Genomic DNA, 22,135 nt, shown 5'->3' with positions numbered 1-22,135 from the left:
GTAGGCTTTCGAACCCGGAGCCGGTCCAGATCTCATTCAGGTCAAAAACGGATTGGTCCGCCGTTCCTCGCCGAAGCGCCCGCCGGGACCGTGACCGCAAATGAAGCCGATGTCGTCGCCAAGCGGCAACAGCTTGTTCTTGATCGAGGCGATGAGTGCCGCGTGATCGCCGCCCGGCAGGTCGGTGCGGCCGACCGAGCCGCGAAACAGGACGTCGCCGACATGGGCGAATTTGCCGGCGCGGTTGTAGTAGACGACATGGCCAGGCGCATGGCCGGGGCAATGCAGCACCTCGAACACATGGCCGCCAAATGACACCGTCTCGCCTTCTGTAAGAAACCGATCGGGCACGCAATTGCGCACACCGCCGATACCGTAGCGCCTGCCCTGGTTCTCCAGATTGTCGAGCAGCATCTTATCGGCCTCATGCGGGCCGATGATCTCGATGCCGAGTGCTTCCTTCAACTCCATGGCGCCGCCGGCATGGTCGATATGGCCGTGCGTGATCCAGATCGCCTCGGCCGTGATCGCATTGTCCTTCAACACCCCTAGCACCTTGTCGATGTCGCCGCCGGGATCGACCACCACGCCGTGCTTGTCATCCATGTCGAACAGGATGGTGCAGTTCTGCTGGAACGGTGTGACCGGCACGATGCCGGCATTGAGCTGACCCATGATCGTCCTTTCGCTGTGTCAGCGATCATGTAGAGACATCGGTCAAAACCGTCCACAGCAGGAAGGTCAAACAGTGCGTGTCCAAAAAGAAATGGGCGGCCGAAGCCGCCCATTTGCCAGCCCGAGATTGGCAGGCTTATTTCTTCATGGCGCCCATGACCGCGCCCAGAATGCCGGTCAGGATCGCGCCGCCGCCGGCGCCACCGACGATGTTCTGCAGGTTGAGCGCGCTGCCCAGGCCGCCGGTCGCCGCCGCGGCCGCCGCCGGATCGACGCCGTGGCCGAGCAGGCTGCCGAGGATCGCCGCGCCGCCGACACCACCGATGGCTCCGCCCAGGATTTTGGGAAGCTGACCCATCGCCGCCGTCTTGATCGCCGCCCCGACCGCCTGACCACCGATAATGCCTGCAATGATCTGAATGATGATCGGAAGAAGCGTGTTCATGTCCATATGATTAGTCCCTCCATAGCTGCCAGCCTCCCGGGCCGACAGCATCATGAGAGACGCCGAATTCGATGAAAGTCAAATGCACAAACGCTGAAATAAAAGGGGCGGCCCGAAAACCGCCCCTGCTTGCCCGAAAAGCTGTGACTATCGTTATTCTGCGGCGATGGCATGCTTGGGTTGAACGGCGATAGAATAGTCGTTCATGAGATTCTTGGCGATCTCGCCGACTTCGAATCGGTAAGGGCCGATCTCCGAAACCGGGGTTACTTCCGCTGCCGTTCCGGTCAGGAAGCACTGCTCGAACCCTTCCAGTTCTTCCGGCAGGATGGCGCGTTCGATGATCTCCAGGCCGCGATCCCTGGCCAGGCCAATGACCGTGCGACGGGTGATGCCGTCGAGGAAGCAGTCGGGCTTGGGCGTGTGGATCTCGCCGTCCTTGACGAAGAAGATGTTGGCGCCGGTCGCTTCCGCGACCTGGCCCCGCCAGTCGAGCATCATGGCGTCGGCATAGCCCTTGGCCTCCGCGGCATGCTTGGACATGGTGCAGATCATGTAAAGGCCGGCAGCCTTCGACCGCGACGGCGCCGTGCGCGGGTCGGGCCGGCGCCATTCCGCCACATCGAGACGGATGCCCTTCAGCTTCTGCGCCGGGTCGAAATAGCTCGGCCACTGCCAGATGGCGATAGCGACATTGATGCGGTTGTTCTGCGCCGAAACGCCCATCTGCTCGCTGCCGCGCCAGGCGATCGGCCTGACGTAGGCGTCCTGGAAGCCCTGCTTCTTCAGGAGCGTGGTCGAGGCGTCGTTGAGCTCGGCCACCGAATAGGGAATCTTGAAGCCGAGCAGGCGCGCCGATTCATGCAGGCGCTCCGTATGCTCGTTGAGCTTGAAGATCTCGCCGCCATAGGCACGCTCGCCCTCGAAGACCGCGCTGGCGTAATGCAGGCCGTGGGTCAGAACGTGGATCTTGGCGTCTCCCCACGGAACGAACTCGCCATTCATCCAGATGAAGCCGTCCAGTTGATCGAAGGGAACGGATGCCATGGTAACCTCCCGCGGACCTCCGTCCGCATATCTCAGTATCGTTGCGTGTTCTTTTTTTGGCCGCGCTATTGCGATTGGCGACGCCGGCCGGTGTCTCGAAGCGTAGGCGGATAATCGCGCTCTGGCAAACTCAGGAAGTTCCGGAAAAACCGGCCTGCCTTGCCTTTTCGTTCGCAATCCGCCCAAAAGCTTGTCAAAAATTACCATTGCAGGGAAATTACGTCAATAGTACTGACATAATCTCCCGTTCCGATGGAGAAATGATGACGGATAAAAGCCCACCTGCCGGAAAACCGATCAGGACCGCGATCACCAGCGAGGACGGCATCGACTTCGCCATCATCGAACTCTTCTTCTTCGCCTATCGGGACTTCACTTCCGATCCCGACCAGATCCTGGCTGATTACGGCTTCGGCCGCGCCCACCACCGCGTGCTGCATTTCGTCAACCGCCGGCCGGGCCTGACCGTCGCCGAACTGCTCGATGTGCTGAAGATAACCAAGCAGAGCCTGGCGCGTGTGCTCAAACAATTGATCGACACCGATCACGTCGTGCAGTTGCAGGGCCCGCGCGACCGCCGCCAGCGTGAACTCTATCCGACGGCCAAGGGCCGTGCGCTGGCGCTGGCGCTGGCGCGGCCACAGTCGCGCCGCATCCGTGCTGCATTGGAAGATTGCGGTGCCGCCGAACGGACCTTGGTGGAACGCTTCCTCGAAGCGATGGTCAATCCGGAACTGAGAGCTCAGATCGACGTTGGGTCCGCAAAAATGTCAGGGAAAAGCCATGGAGAGCACTGAGAGGATCGACCAGGCGGCCGCACCGGACGACGATGCGCCGCATCTGCTCGTGGTCGACGACGACACCCGTATCCGCAATCTTCTCAAGCAATATCTGACCGAAAACGGCTTCCGCGTCACCGTCGCCGGCAATGCCGACGAGGCCCGCCGCAAGCTCGCCGGCCTCGACTTCGACCTGCTTGTGCTCGATGTCATGATGCCGGGCGAAAGCGGCGTCGATCTCACCAAGGCGCTGCGCGCCGAGAAGAACGTGCCGATCCTGATGCTGACCGCCTTGTCGGAGACCGACAGCCGCATCTCGGGCCTCGAGGCCGGCGCCGACGACTACCTGCCAAAACCCTTCGATCCGCGCGAGCTGATCCTGCGCATCAACAACATCCTGCGCCGGGGCGGCCCGGCGGCGACGCCCAAGGTCGAACAGTTGGTGTTCGGTCCCTACACCTTCCAGATCGCCAGGCGCGAACTGAAGCGCGGCGGCGAGGCGCTGAAGCTGACCGACCGTGAACAGGAGATCCTGGCGATCTTCGCCGCGCGCGCCGGCGAAACCATCCCTCGCCACGAGCTGGTCGGCGACGATTCGGAAGTCGGCGAGCGCACCATCGACGTCCAGATCAACCGGCTGCGCCGCAAGATCGAGCGCGATCCGTCCAACCCGGTCTGGCTGCAGACCGTGCGCGGTATTGGGTATCGGCTCAGCGTGGAATAGAATACCGGCCGCAGCCCAAGAGCATGATCCCGAAAAGTGGGAACCGGTTTTCGGAAAAGATTATGCTTCAACAAAGAGTTAGATCAGGATGACGATTCAGCCAAACGTCATGCTGATCTAATACCGCCGACGGATGAAAAGAGCCAATGGCGACCACGGAACTGGAACAGCCGGACAATGACGGCTTGAGCGCACGCGCCGCGCGGACGCTCAAGGCGGTGCCGCGCAGCTGGAACCGGTTCTGGCGCCTCGTTTCGCTTTACATGCCCAAGCGCCTCTATGCGCGCTCGCTGATCATCGTCATCGCGCCGATGATCCTTTTGCAGTCGGTCGTCGCCTTCGATTTCATGGAACGTCACTGGGCAACCGTGACGCAACGCCTGTCGCAGGCCACCGTGCGCGACATCGCCGCCATCATCGACCTGATCGAAACCTACCCGCACGACGGCGACTACGCCAACATCATCCGCATCGCGCAGGACCGCATGCAGCTGAAGGTCGACCTCCTGCCGCCCGATCCGCTGCCGCCGCCCGGTCCAAAACCGTTCTTCTCGATCCTCGACGATGTTCTCTCCGCCGAAATCACCCGCCAGATCAACCGGCCCTTCTGGATCGACACGGTCGGGAATTCCAACATCGTCGAGGTGCGCGTCCAGCTTGAGAACAAGGTGCTGCGCGTCTTCGTGCGCCGCAGCCAGGCCTATGCCTCCAACACCCACATTTTCCTGATCTGGATGGTCGGCACCTCGCTGGTGCTGCTGATGATCGCCATCCCCTTCCTGCGCAACCAGATCCGGCCGATCCTGGCGCTTGCCGAGGCGGCCGAAAGCTTCGGCAAGGGCCGGCCGATGCCGCGCGATTTCCGCCCGCGCGGGGCCGAGGAGGTGCGCCGCGCCGGCTTTGCCTTCATCCAGATGCGCGAGCGCATCGAGCGTCAGATCGAGCAGCGCACGGCCATGCTGACCGGTGTCAGCCATGATCTCAGGACCATCCTCACCCGCTTCAAGCTGCAGCTGGCGCTGGCCGGCGGCAAGGCCGAGACCAAGGCGGCGCTGGACCAGGACATCGAAGACATGCAGTCGATGCTGGAAGGCTATCTCGCCTTTGCCAAGGGCGAGGCGTCGGAGGATCCGGGACGTTTCGATCTCGAAGCCTATTTCCAGAAGCTCGGCGAAGAAGCGAACTTGCGCAAATGCAGACTGTCGACGACGCTTTCCGGCGATCCGACCGTGCATGTGCGGCCGAACGCCTTCGCGCGGCTGCTGTCCAATATCATCGGCAATGCCTTCCGCTATGCCCGCACCGTGGAGGTCGCCGCCAACCATGGCCGCGGCTCGCTTCTGGTCACCATCGACGACGATGGGCCAGGTATTCCGGCCGACAGGCGCGAAGACGTGTTCAAGCCCTTCGTGCGGCTCGACGCGGCCCGTAACCTTGACGCCAGCGGCACCGGGCTCGGCCTGTCGATCGCCCGTGACATCGCCCGCAGCCATGGCGGCGACATCACGCTCGACGACAGTCCGATGGGCGGCCTGCGCGTCGTGATCAAGGTTCCGGCCTGATTTCTATTTGACTATCCGGGCAAGATCTTGCCTGAAAACCGGTTTCGACTTTTCGGGATCACCGTCTGCTTCATCCGCCCGTCATGAAACCATGGTCAAGAGTGCGCATGAAGCGCGCGACCGCACTTGATTCGTCCTTGCCGCCTCACTTCGACCTCGTGCCCGTCAGGGTGCGCTGGAGCGAAGCGAGGACGGCCGCATGGTCGCCGTTCCGGCATCGTTTCAAGGCAACCGCCGACCTCCGGAGCAAAGGGCCGCCATGCGCATATTGATGGTCACCGACGCCTGGCGCCCGCAAGTCAACGGCGTCGTCCACACGCTGGAGCGGCTAACCGAGACCCTGAAATCCTTCGACGCCGCGGTCGAATTCCTGACCCCGAACATCTTTCGCACCCTGCCCTTGCCGACCTACCCCGACATCCGCCTGGCGCTGACCACGCCCGGTCATGTCGCGCGCCTGATAGATGGCTACAAGGCCGACCACATCCACATCGTCACCGAGGGACCGCTGGGCATCATGGCGCGGCGCTATTGCCGCAATGCCCGCCGGCCGTTCACCACCAGCTATCACACCCGCTTTCCCGAGTATCTCAGCGCCCGCCTGCCGGTGCCCGAGAGCTGGACCTATCGCTGGCTGCGCGATTTCCACAATTCGGGCCAGGGCACGCTTGTCGCCACCCAGTCGCTCGCCGACGATCTCACGGCGCGCGGCTTCAACAAGCTCAGGCCCTGGACGCGCGGCGTCGACACCGAGCATTTCCGGCCCGACAAGCGCAAGGACCTCGGCTTCCCCGGCCCGGTTTTCCTGTGCGTCGGCCGCGTCGCCATTGAAAAGAACCTCTCCGCCTTCCTCGATCTCGACCTGCCGGGCAGCAAGGTGATCGTCGGCGAAGGTCCGGAGCTTGCCAAGCTCAAGGCCAAATATCCCCAGGCGCATTTTCTCGGCCATCGTCCCAATGACGAACTGGCCGAAGTCTACGCCTCGGCCGATGTCTTCGTCTTCCCTAGCCGCACCGACACCTTCGGCAACGTCATCATCGAGGCGCTGGCCAGCGGCACGCCGGTCGCCGCCTATCCGGTGACCGGGCCTATCGACATCGTTGGCGACGGCTTTGGCGGCGCGGTTTCGAACGACCTGCGCGAGGCGGCACTTGCCGCGCTCGACATCAGCCGCGACCAAGCCCGCGAGCGCGCCATGCGCTACAGCTGGAAGGCCAGCGCGGAAATGTTTCTCGACGCGGTCGAGGAAGCGCTCGGCGTGAAGCGCACGATCGCGGCCTGACAGGGTCGACACAGCCGAGCCGCCGCCGGCGAGCTTTAGCTAGGTGTGGAGCCTCAAACAGGTTGTCCTTGGTTAGCCCGAGGCGGCTGATAGGTGGTCTTGATTTTAAGCTGCCGTGTGGCCGGTGCCAATTGTAGCGATGAAGCCATCGTGGCAGTCTGCGGTGCGTTCATGAGAAGTGTTGTAGGATCGAGCATAAGCCCATTCGCGCAGAGTCGGAGGTTTGCTCCTGATTCCGGCGGATGCGGCATCGCCTTCCTTCCTGAACCTTGTGCTGATGCATTTTGGACTGGCGTGGCCGTCCGACGTCCTGCATCTTGTGCTCTCAGCCGCAACGGTCGGAACCATTCTCGGCGCGTTTCGGCCTCCAGCTATCGCGTCAATTCAATCGGCCGCGACGCCGTGATGGCGTCTGCCGGGGCTTCCTGCCCGCTATTTCAGAATAGCCGCCCGCCGTCCGGCACCTTGCGTTCGATGGCGCCCAACACGACTGCGCCCTCTTCATCGGGGAAACCGAGCGTCAGCACTTCCGACATGAACGGGCCGATCTGGCGCGGCGGGAAATTGACCACCGCTAACACCTGCCGGCCGATCAAAGTCTCGGGCGTATAATATTTGGTGATCTGCGCCGACGACTTCTTGATGCCGATCTCGGCGCCGAAATCGATCTTCAGCTTGAAGGCCGGCTTGCGCGCCTCCGGAAACGGTTCAGCCTCGACGATCGTGCCGGCGCGGATGTCGACACGATCGAAGTCGGCAAAACTGATCTCGGGCTTGCGCTCGTTGCTGGAACTCATGTCGAACGCTTCTTGCTCAGGCGTTGCCGAAAGTCTCGAACAGCACGCCGGCCAGCGCGTCCTTGGCCGAGGTTCCCGACCAGACGACGAACTGGAAAGCCTGGAAGTAACACTCGCAGGCTTCCAGCGCCGAGGACAAAAGCACTTCGACCTGCTGGCTCGATGGTTCGACCCCGCCGGCCAGGAGCAGCGACTGGCGGAACATGATCGCGCCTTCCTGCTCCCACAGGTCGAAATGGCCGAACAGCATCTGTTCGTTGATCAGCGACAACAGCCGCATCACTTCCAGCGTGCGGGTTTCCGGCACCTTGATGTCGAAGGCGCAGGCCAGGTGCAGCGCCTCGAAATCCTCCATCCACGAGAAGGAGACGTGATAGTCGGTCCAGCTGCCGGCAACCGAGATCGAGATTTCGTCGTCGCCGGCCCGTTCGAAGGACCAGTCATTGTTGTGGGCCACCTGCTCGATCACATCCACCGGATGGATTTCGCGGGAAAATTCGAGTTCGAGAAGTTCCATGGAATGCTTCCTGTGTTCAGGGGGAGCGCCACACGCTCCGCGGGGCACACACGACGAACAATCTTGTCTAGAACTCGGACGGCCGGGACTTCTCAACGCAAAGACCCCAGACCGGACCCCACCGCCCGGCGCATGACCCCTGCTCCGAATCATGCAACAAATTCAGTCTATTGATCGGGAGTCGCGTGAACAGCCCAATTTTTCGCACTGCGTCATTCGCATGTGGAAAGGTGCCTGTCACAAAGAGTCACGCAATGCCGGTAAGCGATTCACGGCAAAGCGATTTTCAGGCTGGTGCTTTGTGGAAAAGTTTAACGAATTATTTTTTCGGCTTGGGCTTCGCCGGAGCCGCAGGTGTAGCCTGACCGGTCAGTTCGGCGATCCTGGCCTCGAGCGTCTCGATGCGCTCGGCGAGCCTGCCGTTCTCTTCTCTCGCCTTGGCCGCCATCTCGCGCGCGGCCTCGAACTCCTCGCGCTGCACGACATCCATGGAGTTGAGGATGCGTTCCGCTTGGCCCTTGAAGGCCGTCTCCACCTCGCGCCGCACACCTTGAGCGGCACCGGCGGCATCGGTCATCAACTTGGCGAATTCATCGAGAATGCGGTTCGGTCCGGTCGACATGGCAGATCCTCGCTTGCATGATTTGAATTAGTGACGTGGCGCGAGGAATGCAAGAACGTTGGAAGCTGATGCGGCATCTGCGTTGCTATGGCGCACAACCGCATGGCGACTGCCGCGTCCTGCGGAAGGCTCCTGAACGGCTCCGAAGCTGTACTTGGTGGTGGCAAGTCGCCTATTATGACGCCCTCGTCTCCCTTCAGGCACGTTCAACCCGGGATAACCAATGGCAACGCCCCCGCGCAGACCGACAAATCCGATGGAAGCCGCCGAAGCTGTCTTCAAGCCGGTGAAGAAGCCGGCACCGGCCCCGCCTCGCGAACCCTCCACCGCCCCGAATGTCCGCGAGCTTGTCTCGATCAGGATCGACCGGGCCGTGCTCGAGCATTTCCAGGAAGATGGCCCAGGCTGGCAGGACAGGATCAACGACGCCTTGCGTGAAGTGGTGGCCGGCAAGCCCAGGGGTTGAGGACATCCATCCGCGCGACGGATCTTGAAGCGATCCCGTTCACGAGCCATGGACGGCCGTGCCCTTGCCTTGACCCTGCCAAAACCCTGCCGCATGGTCCGCGCCGATCGCAACCGAGAGCTCCCCGTTGAACGAGTATTTCCTGCTGCCGCTGGCTTCACTGCCTTTCCCGAACATCAACCCGATCCTCATCCAGATCGGGCCGCTGGCGGTGCACTGGTACGGCATCGGTTACATCGTCGGCATCCTGTTTGCCTGGTGGTATGCCAAGCGGCTCGCCGCAAATCCGAAACTCTGGCCCGACGGCGTCCTGCCGATGAAGCTGGAGGACCTCGACGATTTCATCGTCTGGGCGGCCGTCGGCGTGGTTCTGGGCGGCCGCACCGGCTATGTCCTGTTCTATGACCTGGCGCGCTATATCGCCCATCCTCTCGATATCTTCGCCGTCTGGCAAGGCGGCATGTCCTTCCATGGCGGCCTGCTCGGCGTCATCCTGGCCATGACGCTGTTTTCCTTTAAGCGCGGCATCCGCACCTGGTCGCTGTTCGATGTCGTGGCGGCCGGCGTGCCGGTCGGCCTCGGCCTCGTGCGCGTCGCCAACTTCATCAACTCCGAGCTCTGGGGACGGCCGACCGACGTGCCCTGGGCGATCGAATTCCCCAATGGCGGACCGTTCACCCGCCATCCGAGCCAGCTCTACGAGGCCTTGCTCGAAGGGCTGGTGCTGTTTGTGGTGCTGCGCATCCTCACCCACTCGCGCCTCAAGCTGAAGACGCCGCGCTTTGTCGGCGGCGCTTTCATCTGCGGCTACGGCCTGTCACGAATTTTCGTCGAGTTCTTCCGCGAGCCCGACCAGCAGCTCGGCTATCTTCTCCGCACAAACTGGCTGACCATGGGCATGATCCTGTCGACGCCGATGGTGCTGGCAGGCATCTGGGCGATGGCCACAGCCAAGCCGGTGAAGCAAGTGCAGCCGCAGGCGACATGACGCGACTGAAATCCCGTATCGTCGACCTGATCGAGGCGGTGGGTCCGATGCCCATCAACGAATACATGGCGCTGTGCCTGTTCGATCCGCGCGACGGCTACTACACCACACGCGAACCGTTCGGCGCGGCCGGCGACTTCATCACCGCACCGGAAATCAGCCAGATGTTCGGCGAACTCGTCGCCGTCTGGCTCTATCAGGCTTGGGCAGCGATCGGCCGGCCGATGCCGGTCACCGTCGCCGAGATCGGCCCTGGCCGCGGCACGCTGATGAAGGACATGCTGCGCACCTTGTCGCGGCTCGACCCCGCCTTGGCCAGTGGCGCCGCCTTCGCCATGATCGAGACCAGCCCGCGCCTGACGGAAATCCAGAAACAGACGCTCGGCGCGACACCATTCGCTGTTTCATGGCACGAAACCATCGACACGCTGCCGCGGCAACCACTGCTGATCGTCGGCAACGAACTGTTCGATGCCATGCCCATCCGCCAGTTCGTCCGCGCCGGCGCCGAGTGGCGCGAGCGCATGGTCGGCCTGGACGACGCGGACAATCTTTGCTTCTTCGCGGGCGTCGGCTCGGTCGACCCGACGCTGCTGCCCGGGGATGCAGCCGACGCGCCGCAAGGCGCGATCGTCGAAATCGCGCCCGCCCGCACCGCCCTGATGGCGGCCATCGCCGAGCGCATAGCCGCTCATGGCGGCGCCGGGCTGTTCCTCGACTACGGCCATCTGCGGCCCGGGGTCGGCGACACGCTGCAGGCCTTGCGCCGGCACAATCACGAAGATGTGCTGGCCAATCCCGGCGAAGCCGACCTTACCTCCCATGTCGATTTCGCCGCCCTTGCAGCGACCGTGCGCGCGTACGGTCTCGACGCCTACCTGTCGACGCAGGGCAATTTCCTGCTCGGCATGGGCATTCTGGAGCGTGCCGGCCAGTTGGGCGCCGATGCCGGCCAGGCAGCACGCGACAAGATATCAGATGCCGTCGAGCGCCTCGCCGGCCCGCGAGCCATGGGCGAACTCTTCAAGGTCCTAGCCGTCGTTCCGCGCGGCGTCGCCGTCAGGTCCTTCGCCACGGCGGATTGACTTTTCGTCGCTACCCCTCCCAATCTCCCGTCCGGTAAAAGACGGCCGGACCGCCGGCCGCTTTTCCTTGACGAAACCGCCCACACGGACAACAACGCCCGCATGCTGAATCAGACCAAACCGGATCCCGTTCGGTCGCCGCTGCTGGACCAGGCGCAGGCACAAGGCATCCGCCACGGCTACTTCACCCGCATCGGCGGCGTCTCCACGGGCATCTACCGGGGCCTCAACATCGGCACTGGGTCGGATGACGACCAGGCGCTGGTCGCCGAGAACCGGGCCCGTGTCGCCGCCTGGATGGGCGTGCCCGCAAGCCATCTGCTGACCGCCTGGCAGGCCCATTCACCCGACGTCGTCATCGCCAGGGAACCCTTCGCCGGCGAGCGTCCCAAGGCCGATGCCATCGTCACCGACCGGCCGGGCATCGCCATCGGCGCCTCGACCGCCGATTGCGGCCCGGTTCTGTTCGCGGATGCCGGCGCGCGCATCATCGGCGCGGCGCATGCCGGGTGGAAAGGCGCTTTCACGGGCGTGCTCGAAAACACCGTTGCCGCCATGGAGAGCCTCGGCGCCCGTCGCGAAAAAATCGTTGCCGTGCTTGGCCCTTCGATCAGCCCCGACAATTACGAAGTGGGGCCGGAATTCGTCGCCCGCTTCGTCGATGCCGACAGTGAAAATGCGCGATATTTCGTGCCTTCGGCACATGCCGGCCATTCGATGTTCGACCTCAACGGCTATACGATCGACCGGCTGGCCAAGGCCGGCGTTACGGCCGAAGGCCTTGGCCGCTGCACCTATGCCGAGGAAGATCTGTTTTACTCCTACCGGCGCACCACGCACCGTAGGGAACCCGATTATGGCCGGCAGGTTTCGGCAATTGTTTTGGAGAAGGTATAATGGCGCTGCATTTTGAACGATCGGAATTCGACGCGCGGCGCGACCGGCTGATGATCGAGATGGCCGAGAAGAAGCTCGACGCCATCCTGCTGTTCGCGCAGGAAAGCATGTACTGGCTGACCGGCTACGACACGTTCGGCTTCTGCTTCTTCCAGTGCCTGGTGGTGAAGGCCGACGGTTCCATGGTGCTTCTGACCCGTTCGGCCGACCTGCGCCAGGCGCGCCAGACCTCGATCATCGACAACATCGTGCTGTGGACCGATCGCGACGGCGCCAATCCGGCCGTCGACCTGCGCAACCTGCTCAACGAACTCGACCTGCTCGGCGCCCGGATCGGCGTCGAATACGACACTCACGGTCTGACCGCCTATAATGGCCGCCGCCTGGACGAGCAGTTGCAGACCTTCGGCCAGATCGCCGATGCCTCCGGCATCGTCGGGCGGTTGCGCCTGTTCAAGAGCCCGGCCGAGGTCGCCAAGGCGGAGAAGGCCGCCAATCTGTCCGACGACGCGCTGGACGCGGCGCTGCCGCTGATCAAGCAGGGCGGCGACGAGGCCTTGATCCTCGCCGCCATGCAGGGCGCGATCTTCGCCGGTGGCGGCGACTATCCGGCCAACGAGTTCATCATCGGCTCCGGCGTCGATGCGCTGCTGTGCCGCTACAAGGCCGGCCGCCGCAAGCTCACCAAGAATGACCAGCTGACGCTCGAATGGGCAGGGGTCTTCCATCACTACCACGCGCCGATGATGCGCACGGTGCTGACCGGAAAGGTCTCCAAGCGCCATCAGGAGCTGTTTGATGCGGCACGCGCCGCCCTTCTGGCCGTCGAAAAGGCGATGACGCCCGCAAACACCTTCGGCGACGTGTTCGACGCCCACGCCCGCACCATGGAAGCGCACGGCCTGACCAAGCACCGGCTGAACGCCTGCGGCTATTCGGTCGGGGCCCGCTTCACGCCGTCCTGGATGGATATGCCGATGTTTTACCAGGGTAATCCCGAACCGATCGCGCCGAACATGACGTTGTTTGCCCATATGATCATCATGGATTCCGAGACCGAGACGGCGATGACGCTTGGCCGCACGTACCTGACCACCGAATCCCAGCCGAAGCCGCTGTCCCGCCATGATCTCGACTTGATCGTGCAGTGAATCCATAATGGGAGGCGTTCTTCGCCAAGGAGTTAGAAGGCAAATGAGACGATCGCATGTGACGACCGTGTCATTGCTTGTGGCATTGGCTTTGGCTGCCTGCACCAACGCAAAGGACGTCCTCGAGCCTTCCGCCATCACCCCGCCGGCGGCTTCGACGCAGCCGGCAACGCAGGGCAGCTCGGCGGCCACCGTTCCCGCCCCGGCGCCATCTACGGCCGCGACGGCCACCACGACAGCGGGCGCACCCGCCGCCGCGCCCGTCACCTCCGCCCAGGCTGCCGCCATCCTGTCGAAGACCCGGCTGCAGATCGCGCCGATCGTCGGCGCTTCGGTGGAAACCGCCACGCCGCTGACGGCGGAACTGCAGACACGCGCCAGGCAGCGCGGCATCACGCTGGCCGGCAGCCAGGACCAGACCGCCACCCATGTGCTCAAGGGTTACTTCTCGGCGATGACGGAGGGCAAGGACACCACCGTCATCTATGTCTGGGACGTCTACGACCTATCCGGCAACCGGCTGCACCGCATCAACGGCCAGATGAAGGCGCCTTCGACCGGTTCCGGCGCCGGCGCCGACAGCTGGAAGTCGGTCTCGCCAGCCACCATGCAGGCGATCGCCGACCAGACCATCGACCAGTTCGCGGCCTTTCTCAGTGGCAAGGCGAGCTAGTCCAGAACCCAAAAGTAGAAAACGGTTTTGGGAAAATCCGGATGCTCGAACGAGCAGAGGGAGCAGCGGAAGTCCGCAGCTCTCCGCTGCCAGTCGGTGATGGCTAACAGTTTTCGTGAGCTTAGCCGGCGGATTCACGATCTCGACGCTTGCAATACCGGCGCGGGCCGCTAAAAGCCCGGTTAAAAGGCGCAGGAGAGTCCGCCAGGCCTCTCCGTCCTCCACCAGGAACGGTGCATGAAACTCTTCGCGGGCAATTCCAACAGGGTGCTGGCCGAAGCGGTCGCTCGCTATCTCAACATCCCGCTGGGCAAGGCCAGTGTCAGGCGCTTCGCCGACCAGGAAATCTTCGTCGAAATCCAGGAGAATGTGCGCGGCGAGGATGTCTTCATCCTGCAGTCGACCTCGTTCCCGACCAACGATCACCTGATGGAACTGCTCATCATGATCGACGCCTTCATGCGCTCCTCGGCCAAGCGCATTACGGCCGTTATCCCCTATTTCGGCTATGCCAGGCAGGACCGCCGCGCCTCCGGCCGCACGCCGATCTCGGCCAAGCTGGTCGCCAACATGATCACCCGCGCCGGCGTCGACCGGGTTTTGACGCTGGATCTCCATGCCGGCCAAATCCAGGGCTTCTTCGACATCCCGACCGACAATCTGTTCTCGGTGCCGGTGATGGCCCGCGACGTCAAGGCAAAATACAAGCAGCTTGGCAACGTCGTCGTCGTGTCGCCCGATATTGGCGGCGTGGTGCGTGCCCGCGCGCTTGCCAAGCGCTTCGACGCGCAGCTCGCCATCGTCGACAAGCGCCGTGAGCGTCCGGGCGAATCGGAAGTCATGAACATCATCGGCGCGGTCGCCGGCAAGGATTGCCTTTTGATCGACGACATCGTCGATTCCGGCGGCACGCTGTGCAATGCCGCCGACGCGCTGCTGGCCAACGGCGCCACCAGCGTCACCGCCTACATCACCCACGGCGTGCTGTCGGGCGGCGCGGTCGCTCGCATCAGCGGCTCGAAGCTGCAGGAACTGGTGATCACCGATTCCATCCAGCCGACGCAGGGCGTGCTCGACGCGCCCAACATCCGCGTCATCTCGATCGCCGACCTGATGGGCGAAGCCATCTCGCGCACGGCGACCGAGGAATCGGTGTCGAGCCTGTTCGACTGAAAACCCGTCACCCCTGCGGCAAGGCCGATGGCGTCGGTGCCTCTGAGCGGGCCCGAGCTCGCCGCATGCCTTCGCCGGCATCGCGCGCGCCGCGCATATAGCCGCGCGGCGAGGAACCCAGCATGCGCTTGAACATGGTGATGAAGGCCGGCACGCTGTCATAGCCAAGATCGAGCGCCACCCGGGTGATCGGCTCGCCGTCGGCGAGCCTCGGCAGCGCCGCGAACAGGCAAGCCTGCTGGCGCCATGTTGACAGCGACAGGCCGGTCTGGCGCTGGAAGGCGCGCGTGAAGGAGCGCCGGCTCATGCCGACCGTATCGGCCCATTCGTCGATCGTCGCATGCGGTGAGGGTGCGGCGACGAAACGCCGGCAGAGCGCCGCCAGTTTGGGATCCGACGGGAACGGCAGGCCGAGCGGCCGCTCCGGCAATTGCGGGATCTCGTGCAGGAGAAGGTTCATGATCAGGCCGCCGCGCCCTTCAAGCTCGCCGCCTTGCGGCAGTTTCTCGGATTCCACGATCAGACTGTGCATCAGGTCGGTGATGCCGACGACGCGCATGCCCTCCGGCAGGCCCGGAATCGCCTGCGGCATGACATAGACCGAGCGCATCGAGACATCGCCCAGCATCTCGACGGAATGTTCGATGCCGGCCGGGATCCACATCGCATGGTCCGGCGGCACCATCCACCGGCCATGCCGCGTCGTCACCAGCACGACGCCGACCAGCGCATGCAGCAACTGGCTGCGGCTGTGGTGGTGGTGCGGCACGTGGTAGCCGTCCGGATATTCGGTCGGCAACACCACCGCCGGCCCGACCGCCTGCTCGAGCCACTGCCAGCGCAGCCCGTGCAATTGCTCGAGATCGGCGTGGCCGGCGCCGAAAATCTCCCTGGTTTTTGGCATTCGGTATGGCCCACTTGCGAAACTCTTGGACCAAACCACGAAAGAAGTCGCTTGGCAACCGGACTATAAGGCAGCCTGCGGGAAGCGCCCGCCACACCGCCTGCGGGAAAAACCGCCAAAAAGACTACGGAGCCTATCTTGACCGATACAACAGCCACCAGCGTCGCGCCGCCTGCGACCGCCAGTCACGCTTCAGTCCAGGCGACGGCCTTCACCGTCATCCTGGCGGTGAGCCTCTGCCACTCCATCAACGACATCATGCAGTCGCTGCTATCGGCCATCTATCCGCTTCTGAAAGACAATTACGGCCTCGACTTCTGGCAGATCGGCCTGTTGACCTTCACCTTCCAGGTGACGGCATCCCTGCTGCAGCCGATCATCGGCGCGGTTACCGACAAGCGGCCGATGCCTTATTCGCTGCCCTGGGGCATGGCGTCTTCGCTGATCGGCCTGGTCGTGCTGGCCTATGCCGGGCACTACTACCTCCTCCTGATCGGCGCCTCGCTGATCGGCATCGGCTCGGCGATCTTCCATCCGGAGTCCTCGCGCATCGCCCGCTTCGCATCCGGCGGCCGGTTTGGCCTGGCGCAGTCGCTGTTCCAGGTCGGCGGCAATTTCGGCCAGTCCATGGGCCCATTGCTGGCCGCCTTCATCGTCGTGCCCTTCGGCCAGACCAGCATCGCCTGGTTCGCCGTCGGCTCGCTGATCGGCATCGTCATCCTGTGGCAGGTCGGCGGCTGGTACAGCCGTCTGCGCGCCGCGCAAGGCAATCGCAAGACGGCAAGCTTCGTCTCGCCCTTCCCGCGCCGCAAAGTGATGTGGGCCTTGGTGGTGCTGACCTTGCTGGTGCTGACCAAGAACGCCTACATCGCCAGCCTGGCCAGCTACTACACCTTCTACTCCATCCATAAGTTCGGCGTTTCGGTGCAGATGTCGCAGGTCATGCTGTTTCTCTTCCTCGGCTCTTCGGCGCTGGGCATCCTGCTTGGCGGTCCGTTCGGCGACCGCTATGGACAAAAGGCGATGATCTGGTTCTCGATCGTCGGCGTCCTGCCCTTCACGCTGGCGCTCCCCTACGCCAACATGGAATGGACGATGGTGCTGACCGTGCTGATCGGCCTGATCCTGTCGTCGGCATTCTCCAACATCGTCGTCTTCGCGCAGGAACTGGTGCCGGGCCGCGTCGGCACGATCGCCGGCATCTTCTTCGGCTTCGCCTTCGGCGTCGGCGGCATCGCGGCCGCCGTGCTTGGCGTCGTCGCCGACATGAAGGGCATCGATTTCGTCTTCCAGATCTGCTCCTACCTGCCGTTCCTGGGATTGCTGACGGTGTTCCTGCCCAACATGAAGGAAGCCCGCAAGGCGCAGGCAGCCGCATAAAATCATCCGAGCTGTATCCAGGCAAAGGCACCCGCCATATGGCGGGTGCCTTTGCCATTCAGGCGGGAAGGATTCAGGCCTTGAAGAAGGCCAGCAGGTCGGCGTTGATGATTTCGGCGTGGGTCGTGGCCATGCCGTGCGGAAAGCCCTTGTAGACTTTGAGCTCGCCCTTCTTGAGCAGCTTGATGGTCAACAGCGCCGAGTCGGCAATGGGGACGATCTGGTCGTCATCGCCATGCATGACCAGCACCGGCACGTCGATCTTCTTCAGGTCTTCGGTAAAGTCCGTCTCCGAAAAGGCCTTGATGCAGTCATAGTGCGCCTTGGTGCCACCCATCATGCCCTGGCGGTACCAGTTGTCGATCACACCTTGCGAAACCTGCGCATCCGGGCGATTGAAGCCGTAGAACGGGCCGGCGGGAACATCCACGTAAAGCTGCGCGCGGTTGGCGGCAACGCCTGCGCGGAAGCCGTCGAACACCTCGATCGGCAGGCCGCCGGGATTGGCTGGGGTCTTGAGCATGATCGGCGGCACCGCGCCGAGCAAGGCCGCTTTGGCAACACGGCCGCCCGCACCATACCGGGCGACATAGCGCGCCACCTCGCCGCCGCCGGTCGAGTGGCCGACATGGATGGCATCCCTAAGGTCGAGATGCGCGACAAGTTCAGCCACATCGGCGGCATAGGTGTCCATCTCGTTGCCGATATCCGTCTGCGTCGACCGGCCATGGCCGCGGCGGTCATGGGCGATGACGCGGTAGCCTTGTGACAGGAAGAACAGCATCTGGGCGTCCCAGTCGTCGCTGCTCAACGGCCAGCCGTGATGGAAGACGATGGGCTGGCCGGTTCCCCAGTCCTTGTAGTAGATCTGCGTGCCGTCCTTGGTGGTGATCGTGCCGCTGCCTGAGCCTGATTTGGTCTGCGAGGTCATCTCAATCTCCGTTCGATTAGTATCGCAATAAACAATATCGCGATATAGATATCGTTAGCGCAGCTCGATCCCCGTGTCTACAAAAAATATGTATCGCGATATCATTTTTTGCAGTACGTATTTTAGGCGTTTAATCGGCAAAGGAATGCGTCGTGCCTCTCCCGTTGGACAATCAGCTGTGCTTCACGCTCTACGCCACCAGCATGGCGATCAATCGCACCTACAAGCCGATGCTGGACGAGATGGGCATCACCTATCCGCAATATCTCGTGCTCAACGTGCTGGGCGAGGCTGACGGGATGTCTGTCGGCACGATCGCGCACAGGCTCGCTCTGGAATCGAGCACGGTCACGCCGCTGGTCAAGCGCATGGAACAATCCGGCCTGGTGACCCGCCGGCGCAGCCAGACCGACGAGCGCCAGGTACAGGTCGACCTGACATCAGCCGGCCGCAAGCTGCTCGTCCAGTGCAATTGCCTGAACGAAACCCTGGTTGAGCGCTCGGGCATGACGTTGGCCGAGCTCGACGCCCTGAACCGGCAGGTCCAGGCACTGCGCGATGCCTTGAGCGGCGACCGTTAACGACGGCCTTTCCCACCTCCGCTTGCACGCCTGCCCGCCTTCCGCTATAGAGCCGCCACCCGCGTAGACACCCTTGGAGGCAACGCGGCGGAAGGCTGCCTTCCCCTTGTGATCCCGAACAAAGATCCGCTCGCTGCGGTTTCCGGCATTCGGGCACCGAGGTCTGGCGGCTTTCGACGTTTACGGCCTGGCACATCGCCAACCGTAGGCGCTCCATAACACGCGAAAGGAAAAGCCATGAGCCACGATACTTACGAGCTCAAGGCCGAAGCGCGCGAACAGGTCGGTAAGGGGTCCGCCCGTGCAGTTCGCCGCAACGGTAAAGTGCCTGCAGTAATCTACGGTGACAGACAGCCTCCCCTGGCGATCGCGCTCACCTACAAGGACATCTACTACAAGATCCATGGCGGCGGGTTCCTGACCACGGTCGCCACGATCGATGTCGACGGCAAGAAGATCCAGGTCCTGCCGAAGGACTTCCAGCTCGACCCGGTCAAGGATTTCCCTGTCCATGTCGACTTCCTGCGCATCGGCAAGGACACCGAAGTCAACGTCGATGTTCCCGTGCACTTCATCAATGAAGACAAGTCGCCCGGCATCAAGCGCGGCGGCGTGCTCAACATCGTGCGTCACGAAGTCGAGTTCCACTGCCCGGCCAACGCGATCCCGGAATTCATCACCGTCGATCTCACCGGTGCCGACATCGGCGATTCGATCCACATCTCGGCGGTCAAGCTGCCGGCCGGCGTCAAGCCGGTCATCTCCGACCGCGACTTCACCATCGCGACCGTTGCCGGCTCTTCGGCGATGAAGCCGGAGACGGAAGAGACGGTTGAGGTTGCGGCTCCCGAAGCGGCTCCCGCCGCCGAAGAGAAGTAACTCTTTTCACGCCCGGAGGCGACGATGCTTGTCTTTGCAGGCCTCGGCAATCCGGGCGCGAAATACGCTGAAAACCGGCACAATGTCGGCTTCATGGCGGCGGACGCTATCGCCCGCCGCCATTCCTTTTCGCCCTGGTCGAAGAAGTTCCAGGGCCTGATTTCCGAAGGCACGCTCGGCGGCGAAAAGATCATCCTGATCAAGCCGCAGACCTTCATGAACCTGTCCGGCCAGTCCGTCGGCGAAGCGCTGCGCTTCTACAAGCTCGACCTTTCCGCCCTCACCGTCTTCTATGACGAGATCGATCTTGCCGAAGGCAAGCTGCGCATCAAGACCGGCGGTGGCGCCGGCGGCCACAACGGCATCCGCTCGATCGACGGCCATGTCGGCAACGCCTATCGGCGCGTGCGCATCGGCGTCGGCCATCCCGGCGTCAAGGAAATGGTCCAGCATCATGTGCTCGGTGACTTCGCCAAGGCCGACCGCGACTGGCTCGACCCGCTGCTCGACGCGATCGCCGACAATGCGGCGATGATCGTCAAGGGCGACGAATCCGGCTTCATGAACAAGGCCGCCCTTGCCGTCCAGGGTAAGGCGGGCGTCGAACCGGAAAAGCCGGCGCAGAAGCAGTCGAGCCCGAAACAGCAAAGCCCGAAACAGCAAAGCCATGTCCGCCAGGCCCGCCCCCAGCAGGCGCCCGCCAAACTGCCCGAGACCGGCCCGATGGCCGCCATGCTGAAGAAACTCTTCGGCAACAAGGACTGAAGCGTAGGCGCATGTGGCCTTACAGGGCTTGACGTTCCTAACCCCTATCGCCCATAGCCCTCATCAAATTTCGCTTTTTCCCGATAGGACCGGACAAAATGGGTTTCAAATGCGGCATCGTTGGCTTGCCCAATGTCGGCAAGTCGACGCTTTTCAACGCGCTGACGAGGACGGCCGCCGCGCAGGCCGCCAACTATCCCTTCTGCACCATAGAACCGAACACCGGCGAGGTGGCGGTGCCCGATCCGCGCCTGCAGAAGATCGCCGAGGTCGCCAAATCGAAGGAGATCATCCCGACGCGCATCTCCTTCGTCGACATTGCCGGCCTGGTGCGCGGCGCCTCCAAGGGCGAAGGGCTGGGCAACCAGTTCCTCGCCAACATCCGCGAGGTCGACGCCATCGTGCATGTGCTGCGCTGCTTCGAGGATGACGACATCACCCATGTCGAGGGCCGCATCGACCCTGTCGCCGACGCCGAGACGGTCGAGACCGAGCTGATGCTCGCCGACCTCGACAGCATCGAGCGCCGCATCGTCCAGATCCGCAAGCGCGCGGGCAGCAAGGACAAGGAAGCGACGACCGTATTGCCGATGATGGAGGCGGCACTCGAGCTGCTGCAGGCCGGCAAGCCGACCCGCATCCTGCTCAAGGGGATTTCGGCGGAGGACCTGCGCATCCTGCAGGGCCTGAACCTCTTGACCTCGCATCCCGTGCTCTATGTCTGCAACGTCGCCGAGGTCGATGCCGCGACCGGCAACGAGCACACCAGGGCCGTGGAGAAGATGGCCACCGCGCAGGGCGCCGGCACCGTGGTGATCTCGGCTGCGATCGAGGCCGAAGTCGCCCAGCTCTCGGATGAGGAAGAGATGGAGTTCCTGTCCTCGCTTGGGCTCGACGAGCCTGGCCTGAACAAGGTCATCCGCGCCGGCTACGACCTGTTGCATTTGATCACCTATTTCACCGCCGGGCCGAAGGAAACGCGCGCCTGGACCATCCACAAGGGCGACAAGGCCCCACAGGCCGCTGGCGTCATCCACACCGACTTCGAACGCGGCTTCATCCGCGCCCAGACCATCGCCTACAACGACTTCGTCACGCTGGGCGGCGAAGTGGCGGCCAAGGAAGCCGGCAAGGCACGCGATGAAGGCAAGGAATACGTCGTCCAGGACGGCGACGTCATGATGTTCAAGTTCAACACGTGAGGAGGTCGTCATAGAGCGGCCCCCTTCGGCTGGATAGCACCATCCCTGCGGCATGGTTGTCGCGGGCTGTCTACGAGGACTGAGGACATGAACAAGCCCACCATCATTACGCCGAACGGGGACCGTATGGCCATTCTGCCACTCGCCGACTACGAGAGCCTTGTTGAAGCGGCGGAGGACGCGGCCGACATTCAAACCTAGATCAGATCAAGCAAAAGATTGCTGCCGGCGAGGAAGAGCTTATCCCGGCCGCCGTCGTCAACCGCATCCTGGACGGCGAGAATAAGGTCCGCGTCTGGCGCGAGCATCGCGGGATGTCGGCTCGCGACCTCGCTGAAAAGACAGAGATCAGCGCAGGCTATCTCTCGCAGATTGAGACGGGCACCCGCGACGGTACCTTCGACACGATCAAGCGCATCGCCGCCGCCCTCAATGTCTCGGTTGACGATCTCGCGTAGCGCCCGTTGCGAAAACGAAACCGGACCTGTCGTGCTCCATGCTCATCGATCGGAGGCGCGGCGGCTGGGCTCTGACCGACGCGGCGGGCCCGATCACGCGGGCTGGTTCACCAGAAAGGGCTTGACCAAACCGCCCGCGGCCTGCATCCGGA

General features: G+C 63.1%; 24 protein-coding genes and 2 pseudogenes. 17 read left to right on the top strand and 9 right to left on the bottom strand.

Annotated elements, in window-relative coordinates:
- Nucleotides 1-36 precede the first annotated feature (36 nt).
- From FJ941_RS09290 to FJ941_RS09280, 3 genes are all read right to left on the bottom strand, one after another.
- Nucleotides 37-675 (bottom strand): MBL fold metallo-hydrolase, encoded by a 639-nt coding sequence (locus FJ941_RS09290; RefSeq protein ID WP_140504951.1) that lies wholly within the window; start codon nucleotides 673-675, stop codon nucleotides 37-39.
- Between the two features lie 136 nt (nucleotides 676-811).
- Entirely contained in the window at nucleotides 812-1,126 is a 315-nt protein-coding gene (locus tag FJ941_RS09285) for a hypothetical protein (RefSeq protein WP_140504950.1), read from the bottom strand.
- Nucleotides 1,127-1,273: 147 nt separating this feature from the next.
- The gene (locus FJ941_RS09280) at nucleotides 1,274-2,167 is read right to left on the bottom strand and encodes a branched-chain amino acid aminotransferase (protein WP_140504948.1); all 894 of its coding nucleotides are present in this window, start codon (nucleotides 2,165-2,167) and stop codon (nucleotides 1,274-1,276) included.
- Between the two features lie 263 nt (nucleotides 2,168-2,430).
- On the opposite strand from FJ941_RS09280, the gene FJ941_RS09275 reads away from it, so the two are divergent.
- From FJ941_RS09275 to FJ941_RS09260, 4 genes are all read left to right on the top strand, one after another.
- On the top strand, nucleotides 2,431-2,964 hold the full coding sequence (locus FJ941_RS09275) for a MarR family transcriptional regulator (RefSeq protein ID WP_181166050.1): 534 nt from the start codon (nucleotides 2,431-2,433) through the stop codon (nucleotides 2,962-2,964).
- Nucleotides 2,951-3,670: a response regulator transcription factor gene (locus tag FJ941_RS09270; RefSeq protein ID WP_140504947.1), complete on the top strand. Its 720-nt coding sequence runs from the start codon at nucleotides 2,951-2,953 to the stop codon at nucleotides 3,668-3,670. Before FJ941_RS09275 ends, FJ941_RS09270 begins: the two co-directional genes overlap by 14 nt.
- Nucleotides 3,671-3,816: 146 nt before the next feature.
- The gene (locus FJ941_RS09265) at nucleotides 3,817-5,232 is read left to right on the top strand and encodes an ATP-binding protein (RefSeq protein ID WP_140504945.1); all 1,416 of its coding nucleotides are present in this window, start codon (nucleotides 3,817-3,819) and stop codon (nucleotides 5,230-5,232) included.
- 259 nt (nucleotides 5,233-5,491) lie between these two features.
- Nucleotides 5,492-6,514 (top strand): glycosyltransferase family 1 protein, encoded by a 1,023-nt coding sequence (locus FJ941_RS09260; protein ID WP_140504944.1) that lies wholly within the window; start codon nucleotides 5,492-5,494, stop codon nucleotides 6,512-6,514.
- Nucleotides 6,515-6,572: 58 nt separating this feature from the next.
- Here FJ941_RS09260 and FJ941_RS09255 read toward each other — a convergent pair.
- The 4 genes and pseudogenes from FJ941_RS09255 to FJ941_RS09235 all read right to left on the bottom strand — a co-directional run.
- A pseudogene (locus FJ941_RS09255) lies at nucleotides 6,573-6,727 on the bottom strand (integrase core domain-containing protein); the annotation flags it as partial.
- 224 nt (nucleotides 6,728-6,951) lie between these two features.
- Nucleotides 6,952-7,311: a tRNA-binding protein gene (locus FJ941_RS09245; protein ID WP_140504942.1), complete on the bottom strand. Its 360-nt coding sequence runs from the start codon at nucleotides 7,309-7,311 to the stop codon at nucleotides 6,952-6,954.
- 16 nt (nucleotides 7,312-7,327) lie between these two features.
- Nucleotides 7,328-7,828 carry a YbjN domain-containing protein gene (locus FJ941_RS09240; protein ID WP_027143347.1) on the bottom strand — a complete coding sequence of 167 codons (501 nt, stop codon included), beginning with the start codon at nucleotides 7,826-7,828 and terminating at the stop codon, nucleotides 7,328-7,330.
- Nucleotides 7,829-8,147: 319 nt separating this feature from the next.
- Nucleotides 8,148-8,450, bottom strand: a complete 303-nt coding sequence (locus FJ941_RS09235) for an accessory factor UbiK family protein (protein WP_027143348.1) — start codon at nucleotides 8,448-8,450, stop codon at nucleotides 8,148-8,150.
- 223 nt (nucleotides 8,451-8,673) lie between these two features.
- Here FJ941_RS09235 and FJ941_RS09230 point away from each other — a divergent pair, with 223 nt between their 5' ends.
- The 7 genes from FJ941_RS09230 to FJ941_RS09200 all read left to right on the top strand — a co-directional run bounded on the left by FJ941_RS09230 (nucleotide 8,674) and on the right by FJ941_RS09200 (nucleotide 14,883).
- On the top strand, nucleotides 8,674-8,916 hold the full coding sequence (locus FJ941_RS09230) for a BrnA antitoxin family protein (RefSeq protein ID WP_027143349.1): 243 nt from the start codon (nucleotides 8,674-8,676) through the stop codon (nucleotides 8,914-8,916).
- 127 nt (nucleotides 8,917-9,043) lie between these two features.
- Entirely contained in the window at nucleotides 9,044-9,904 is an 861-nt protein-coding gene (gene lgt, locus FJ941_RS09225) for a prolipoprotein diacylglyceryl transferase (RefSeq protein WP_140504940.1), read from the top strand.
- Nucleotides 9,901-10,989, top strand: coding sequence for a class I SAM-dependent methyltransferase (locus FJ941_RS09220; protein WP_140504939.1), 1,089 nt, complete (start codon nucleotides 9,901-9,903; stop codon nucleotides 10,987-10,989). Before lgt ends, FJ941_RS09220 begins: the two co-directional genes overlap by 4 nt.
- A gap of 102 nt (nucleotides 10,990-11,091) precedes the next feature.
- Nucleotides 11,092-11,886 (top strand): peptidoglycan editing factor PgeF, encoded by a 795-nt coding sequence (gene pgeF, locus FJ941_RS09215; RefSeq protein WP_140504937.1) that lies wholly within the window; start codon nucleotides 11,092-11,094, stop codon nucleotides 11,884-11,886.
- On the top strand, nucleotides 11,886-13,037 hold the full coding sequence (locus FJ941_RS09210) for a Xaa-Pro peptidase family protein (protein WP_140504935.1): 1,152 nt from the start codon (nucleotides 11,886-11,888) through the stop codon (nucleotides 13,035-13,037). The genes pgeF and FJ941_RS09210 overlap by 1 nt, the downstream gene beginning before the upstream one ends.
- Nucleotides 13,038-13,080: 43 nt before the next feature.
- Nucleotides 13,081-13,710 (top strand): hypothetical protein, encoded by a 630-nt coding sequence (locus FJ941_RS09205; RefSeq protein WP_140504933.1) that lies wholly within the window; start codon nucleotides 13,081-13,083, stop codon nucleotides 13,708-13,710.
- A 237-nt stretch (nucleotides 13,711-13,947) separates the two neighbouring features.
- Entirely contained in the window at nucleotides 13,948-14,883 is a 936-nt protein-coding gene (locus FJ941_RS09200; RefSeq protein ID WP_019860650.1) for a ribose-phosphate pyrophosphokinase, read from the top strand.
- A 7-nt stretch (nucleotides 14,884-14,890) separates the two neighbouring features.
- Here FJ941_RS09200 and FJ941_RS09195 read toward each other — a convergent pair whose 3' ends face one another.
- A complete protein-coding gene (locus tag FJ941_RS09195) occupies nucleotides 14,891-15,787 on the bottom strand; it encodes a helix-turn-helix transcriptional regulator (protein ID WP_140504931.1) in 897 nt (298 codons plus the stop codon).
- A 138-nt stretch (nucleotides 15,788-15,925) separates the two neighbouring features.
- Here FJ941_RS09195 and FJ941_RS09190 point away from each other — a divergent pair, with 138 nt between their 5' ends.
- Entirely contained in the window at nucleotides 15,926-17,167 is a 1,242-nt protein-coding gene (locus FJ941_RS09190; RefSeq protein ID WP_181166047.1) for an MFS transporter, read from the top strand.
- 73 nt (nucleotides 17,168-17,240) lie between these two features.
- Here FJ941_RS09190 and FJ941_RS09185 read toward each other — a convergent pair whose 3' ends face one another.
- Nucleotides 17,241-18,098: an alpha/beta hydrolase gene (locus tag FJ941_RS09185; RefSeq protein ID WP_140504928.1), complete on the bottom strand. Its 858-nt coding sequence runs from the start codon at nucleotides 18,096-18,098 to the stop codon at nucleotides 17,241-17,243.
- A gap of 152 nt (nucleotides 18,099-18,250) precedes the next feature.
- Here FJ941_RS09185 and FJ941_RS09180 point away from each other — a divergent pair, with 152 nt between their 5' ends.
- The 5 genes and pseudogenes from FJ941_RS09180 (at nucleotide 18,251) to FJ941_RS09160 (ending at nucleotide 21,983) form a co-directional block, all read left to right on the top strand.
- Entirely contained in the window at nucleotides 18,251-18,679 is a 429-nt protein-coding gene (locus FJ941_RS09180; protein WP_140504926.1) for a MarR family transcriptional regulator, read from the top strand.
- A gap of 237 nt (nucleotides 18,680-18,916) precedes the next feature.
- On the top strand, nucleotides 18,917-19,558 hold the full coding sequence (locus tag FJ941_RS09175; RefSeq protein ID WP_027143359.1) for a 50S ribosomal protein L25/general stress protein Ctc: 642 nt from the start codon (nucleotides 18,917-18,919) through the stop codon (nucleotides 19,556-19,558).
- Nucleotides 19,559-19,582: 24 nt separating this feature from the next.
- Nucleotides 19,583-20,323 carry an aminoacyl-tRNA hydrolase gene (gene pth, locus FJ941_RS09170; RefSeq protein ID WP_140504925.1) on the top strand — a complete coding sequence of 247 codons (741 nt, stop codon included), beginning with the start codon at nucleotides 19,583-19,585 and terminating at the stop codon, nucleotides 20,321-20,323.
- Between the two features lie 98 nt (nucleotides 20,324-20,421).
- The gene (gene ychF / locus FJ941_RS09165; RefSeq protein WP_140504923.1) at nucleotides 20,422-21,525 is read left to right on the top strand and encodes a redox-regulated ATPase YchF; all 1,104 of its coding nucleotides are present in this window, start codon (nucleotides 20,422-20,424) and stop codon (nucleotides 21,523-21,525) included.
- A gap of 87 nt (nucleotides 21,526-21,612) precedes the next feature.
- Nucleotides 21,613-21,983, top strand: a pseudogene (locus FJ941_RS09160) (helix-turn-helix transcriptional regulator).
- The last annotated feature ends 152 nt before the right edge of the window (nucleotides 21,984-22,135 follow it).

The organism is Mesorhizobium sp. B2-3-13, assembly GCF_006442195.1.
Lineage (GTDB): Bacteria > Pseudomonadota > Alphaproteobacteria > Rhizobiales > Rhizobiaceae > Mesorhizobium > Mesorhizobium salmacidum.
The sequence above is the reverse complement of the archived record's forward strand: the minus strand, read 5'-3'. Positions and strand labels throughout refer to the sequence as shown.

Coding starts and splice junctions, on each gene's coding strand:
- FJ941_RS09290 (WP_140504951.1), bottom strand. CDS start 675: ATGGGTCAGCTCAATGCCGGCATCGTGCCGGTCACACCGTTCCAGCAG.
- FJ941_RS09285 (WP_140504950.1), bottom strand. CDS start 1,126: ATGGACATGAACACGCTTCTTCCGATCATCATTCAGATCATTGCAGGC.
- FJ941_RS09280 (WP_140504948.1), bottom strand. CDS start 2,167: ATGGCATCCGTTCCCTTCGATCAACTGGACGGCTTCATCTGGATGAAT.
- FJ941_RS09275 (WP_181166050.1), top strand. CDS start 2,431: ATGACGGATAAAAGCCCACCTGCCGGAAAACCGATCAGGACCGCGATC.
- FJ941_RS09270 (WP_140504947.1), top strand. CDS start 2,951: ATGGAGAGCACTGAGAGGATCGACCAGGCGGCCGCACCGGACGACGAT.
- FJ941_RS09265 (WP_140504945.1), top strand. CDS start 3,817: ATGGCGACCACGGAACTGGAACAGCCGGACAATGACGGCTTGAGCGCA.
- FJ941_RS09260 (WP_140504944.1), top strand. CDS start 5,492: ATGCGCATATTGATGGTCACCGACGCCTGGCGCCCGCAAGTCAACGGC.
- FJ941_RS09245 (WP_140504942.1), bottom strand. CDS start 7,311: ATGAGTTCCAGCAACGAGCGCAAGCCCGAGATCAGTTTTGCCGACTTC.
- FJ941_RS09240 (WP_027143347.1), bottom strand. CDS start 7,828: ATGGAACTTCTCGAACTCGAATTTTCCCGCGAAATCCATCCGGTGGAT.
- FJ941_RS09235 (WP_027143348.1), bottom strand. CDS start 8,450: ATGTCGACCGGACCGAACCGCATTCTCGATGAATTCGCCAAGTTGATG.
- FJ941_RS09230 (WP_027143349.1), top strand. CDS start 8,674: ATGGCAACGCCCCCGCGCAGACCGACAAATCCGATGGAAGCCGCCGAA.
- FJ941_RS09220 (WP_140504939.1), top strand. CDS start 9,901: ATGACGCGACTGAAATCCCGTATCGTCGACCTGATCGAGGCGGTGGGT.
- pgeF (WP_140504937.1), top strand. CDS start 11,092: ATGCTGAATCAGACCAAACCGGATCCCGTTCGGTCGCCGCTGCTGGAC.
- FJ941_RS09210 (WP_140504935.1), top strand. CDS start 11,886: ATGGCGCTGCATTTTGAACGATCGGAATTCGACGCGCGGCGCGACCGG.
- FJ941_RS09205 (WP_140504933.1), top strand. CDS start 13,081: ATGAGACGATCGCATGTGACGACCGTGTCATTGCTTGTGGCATTGGCT.
- FJ941_RS09200 (WP_019860650.1), top strand. CDS start 13,948: ATGAAACTCTTCGCGGGCAATTCCAACAGGGTGCTGGCCGAAGCGGTC.
- FJ941_RS09195 (WP_140504931.1), bottom strand. CDS start 15,787: ATGCCAAAAACCAGGGAGATTTTCGGCGCCGGCCACGCCGATCTCGAG.
- FJ941_RS09185 (WP_140504928.1), bottom strand. CDS start 18,098: ATGACCTCGCAGACCAAATCAGGCTCAGGCAGCGGCACGATCACCACC.
- FJ941_RS09175 (WP_027143359.1), top strand. CDS start 18,917: ATGAGCCACGATACTTACGAGCTCAAGGCCGAAGCGCGCGAACAGGTC.
- pth (WP_140504925.1), top strand. CDS start 19,583: ATGCTTGTCTTTGCAGGCCTCGGCAATCCGGGCGCGAAATACGCTGAA.
- ychF (WP_140504923.1), top strand. CDS start 20,422: ATGGGTTTCAAATGCGGCATCGTTGGCTTGCCCAATGTCGGCAAGTCG.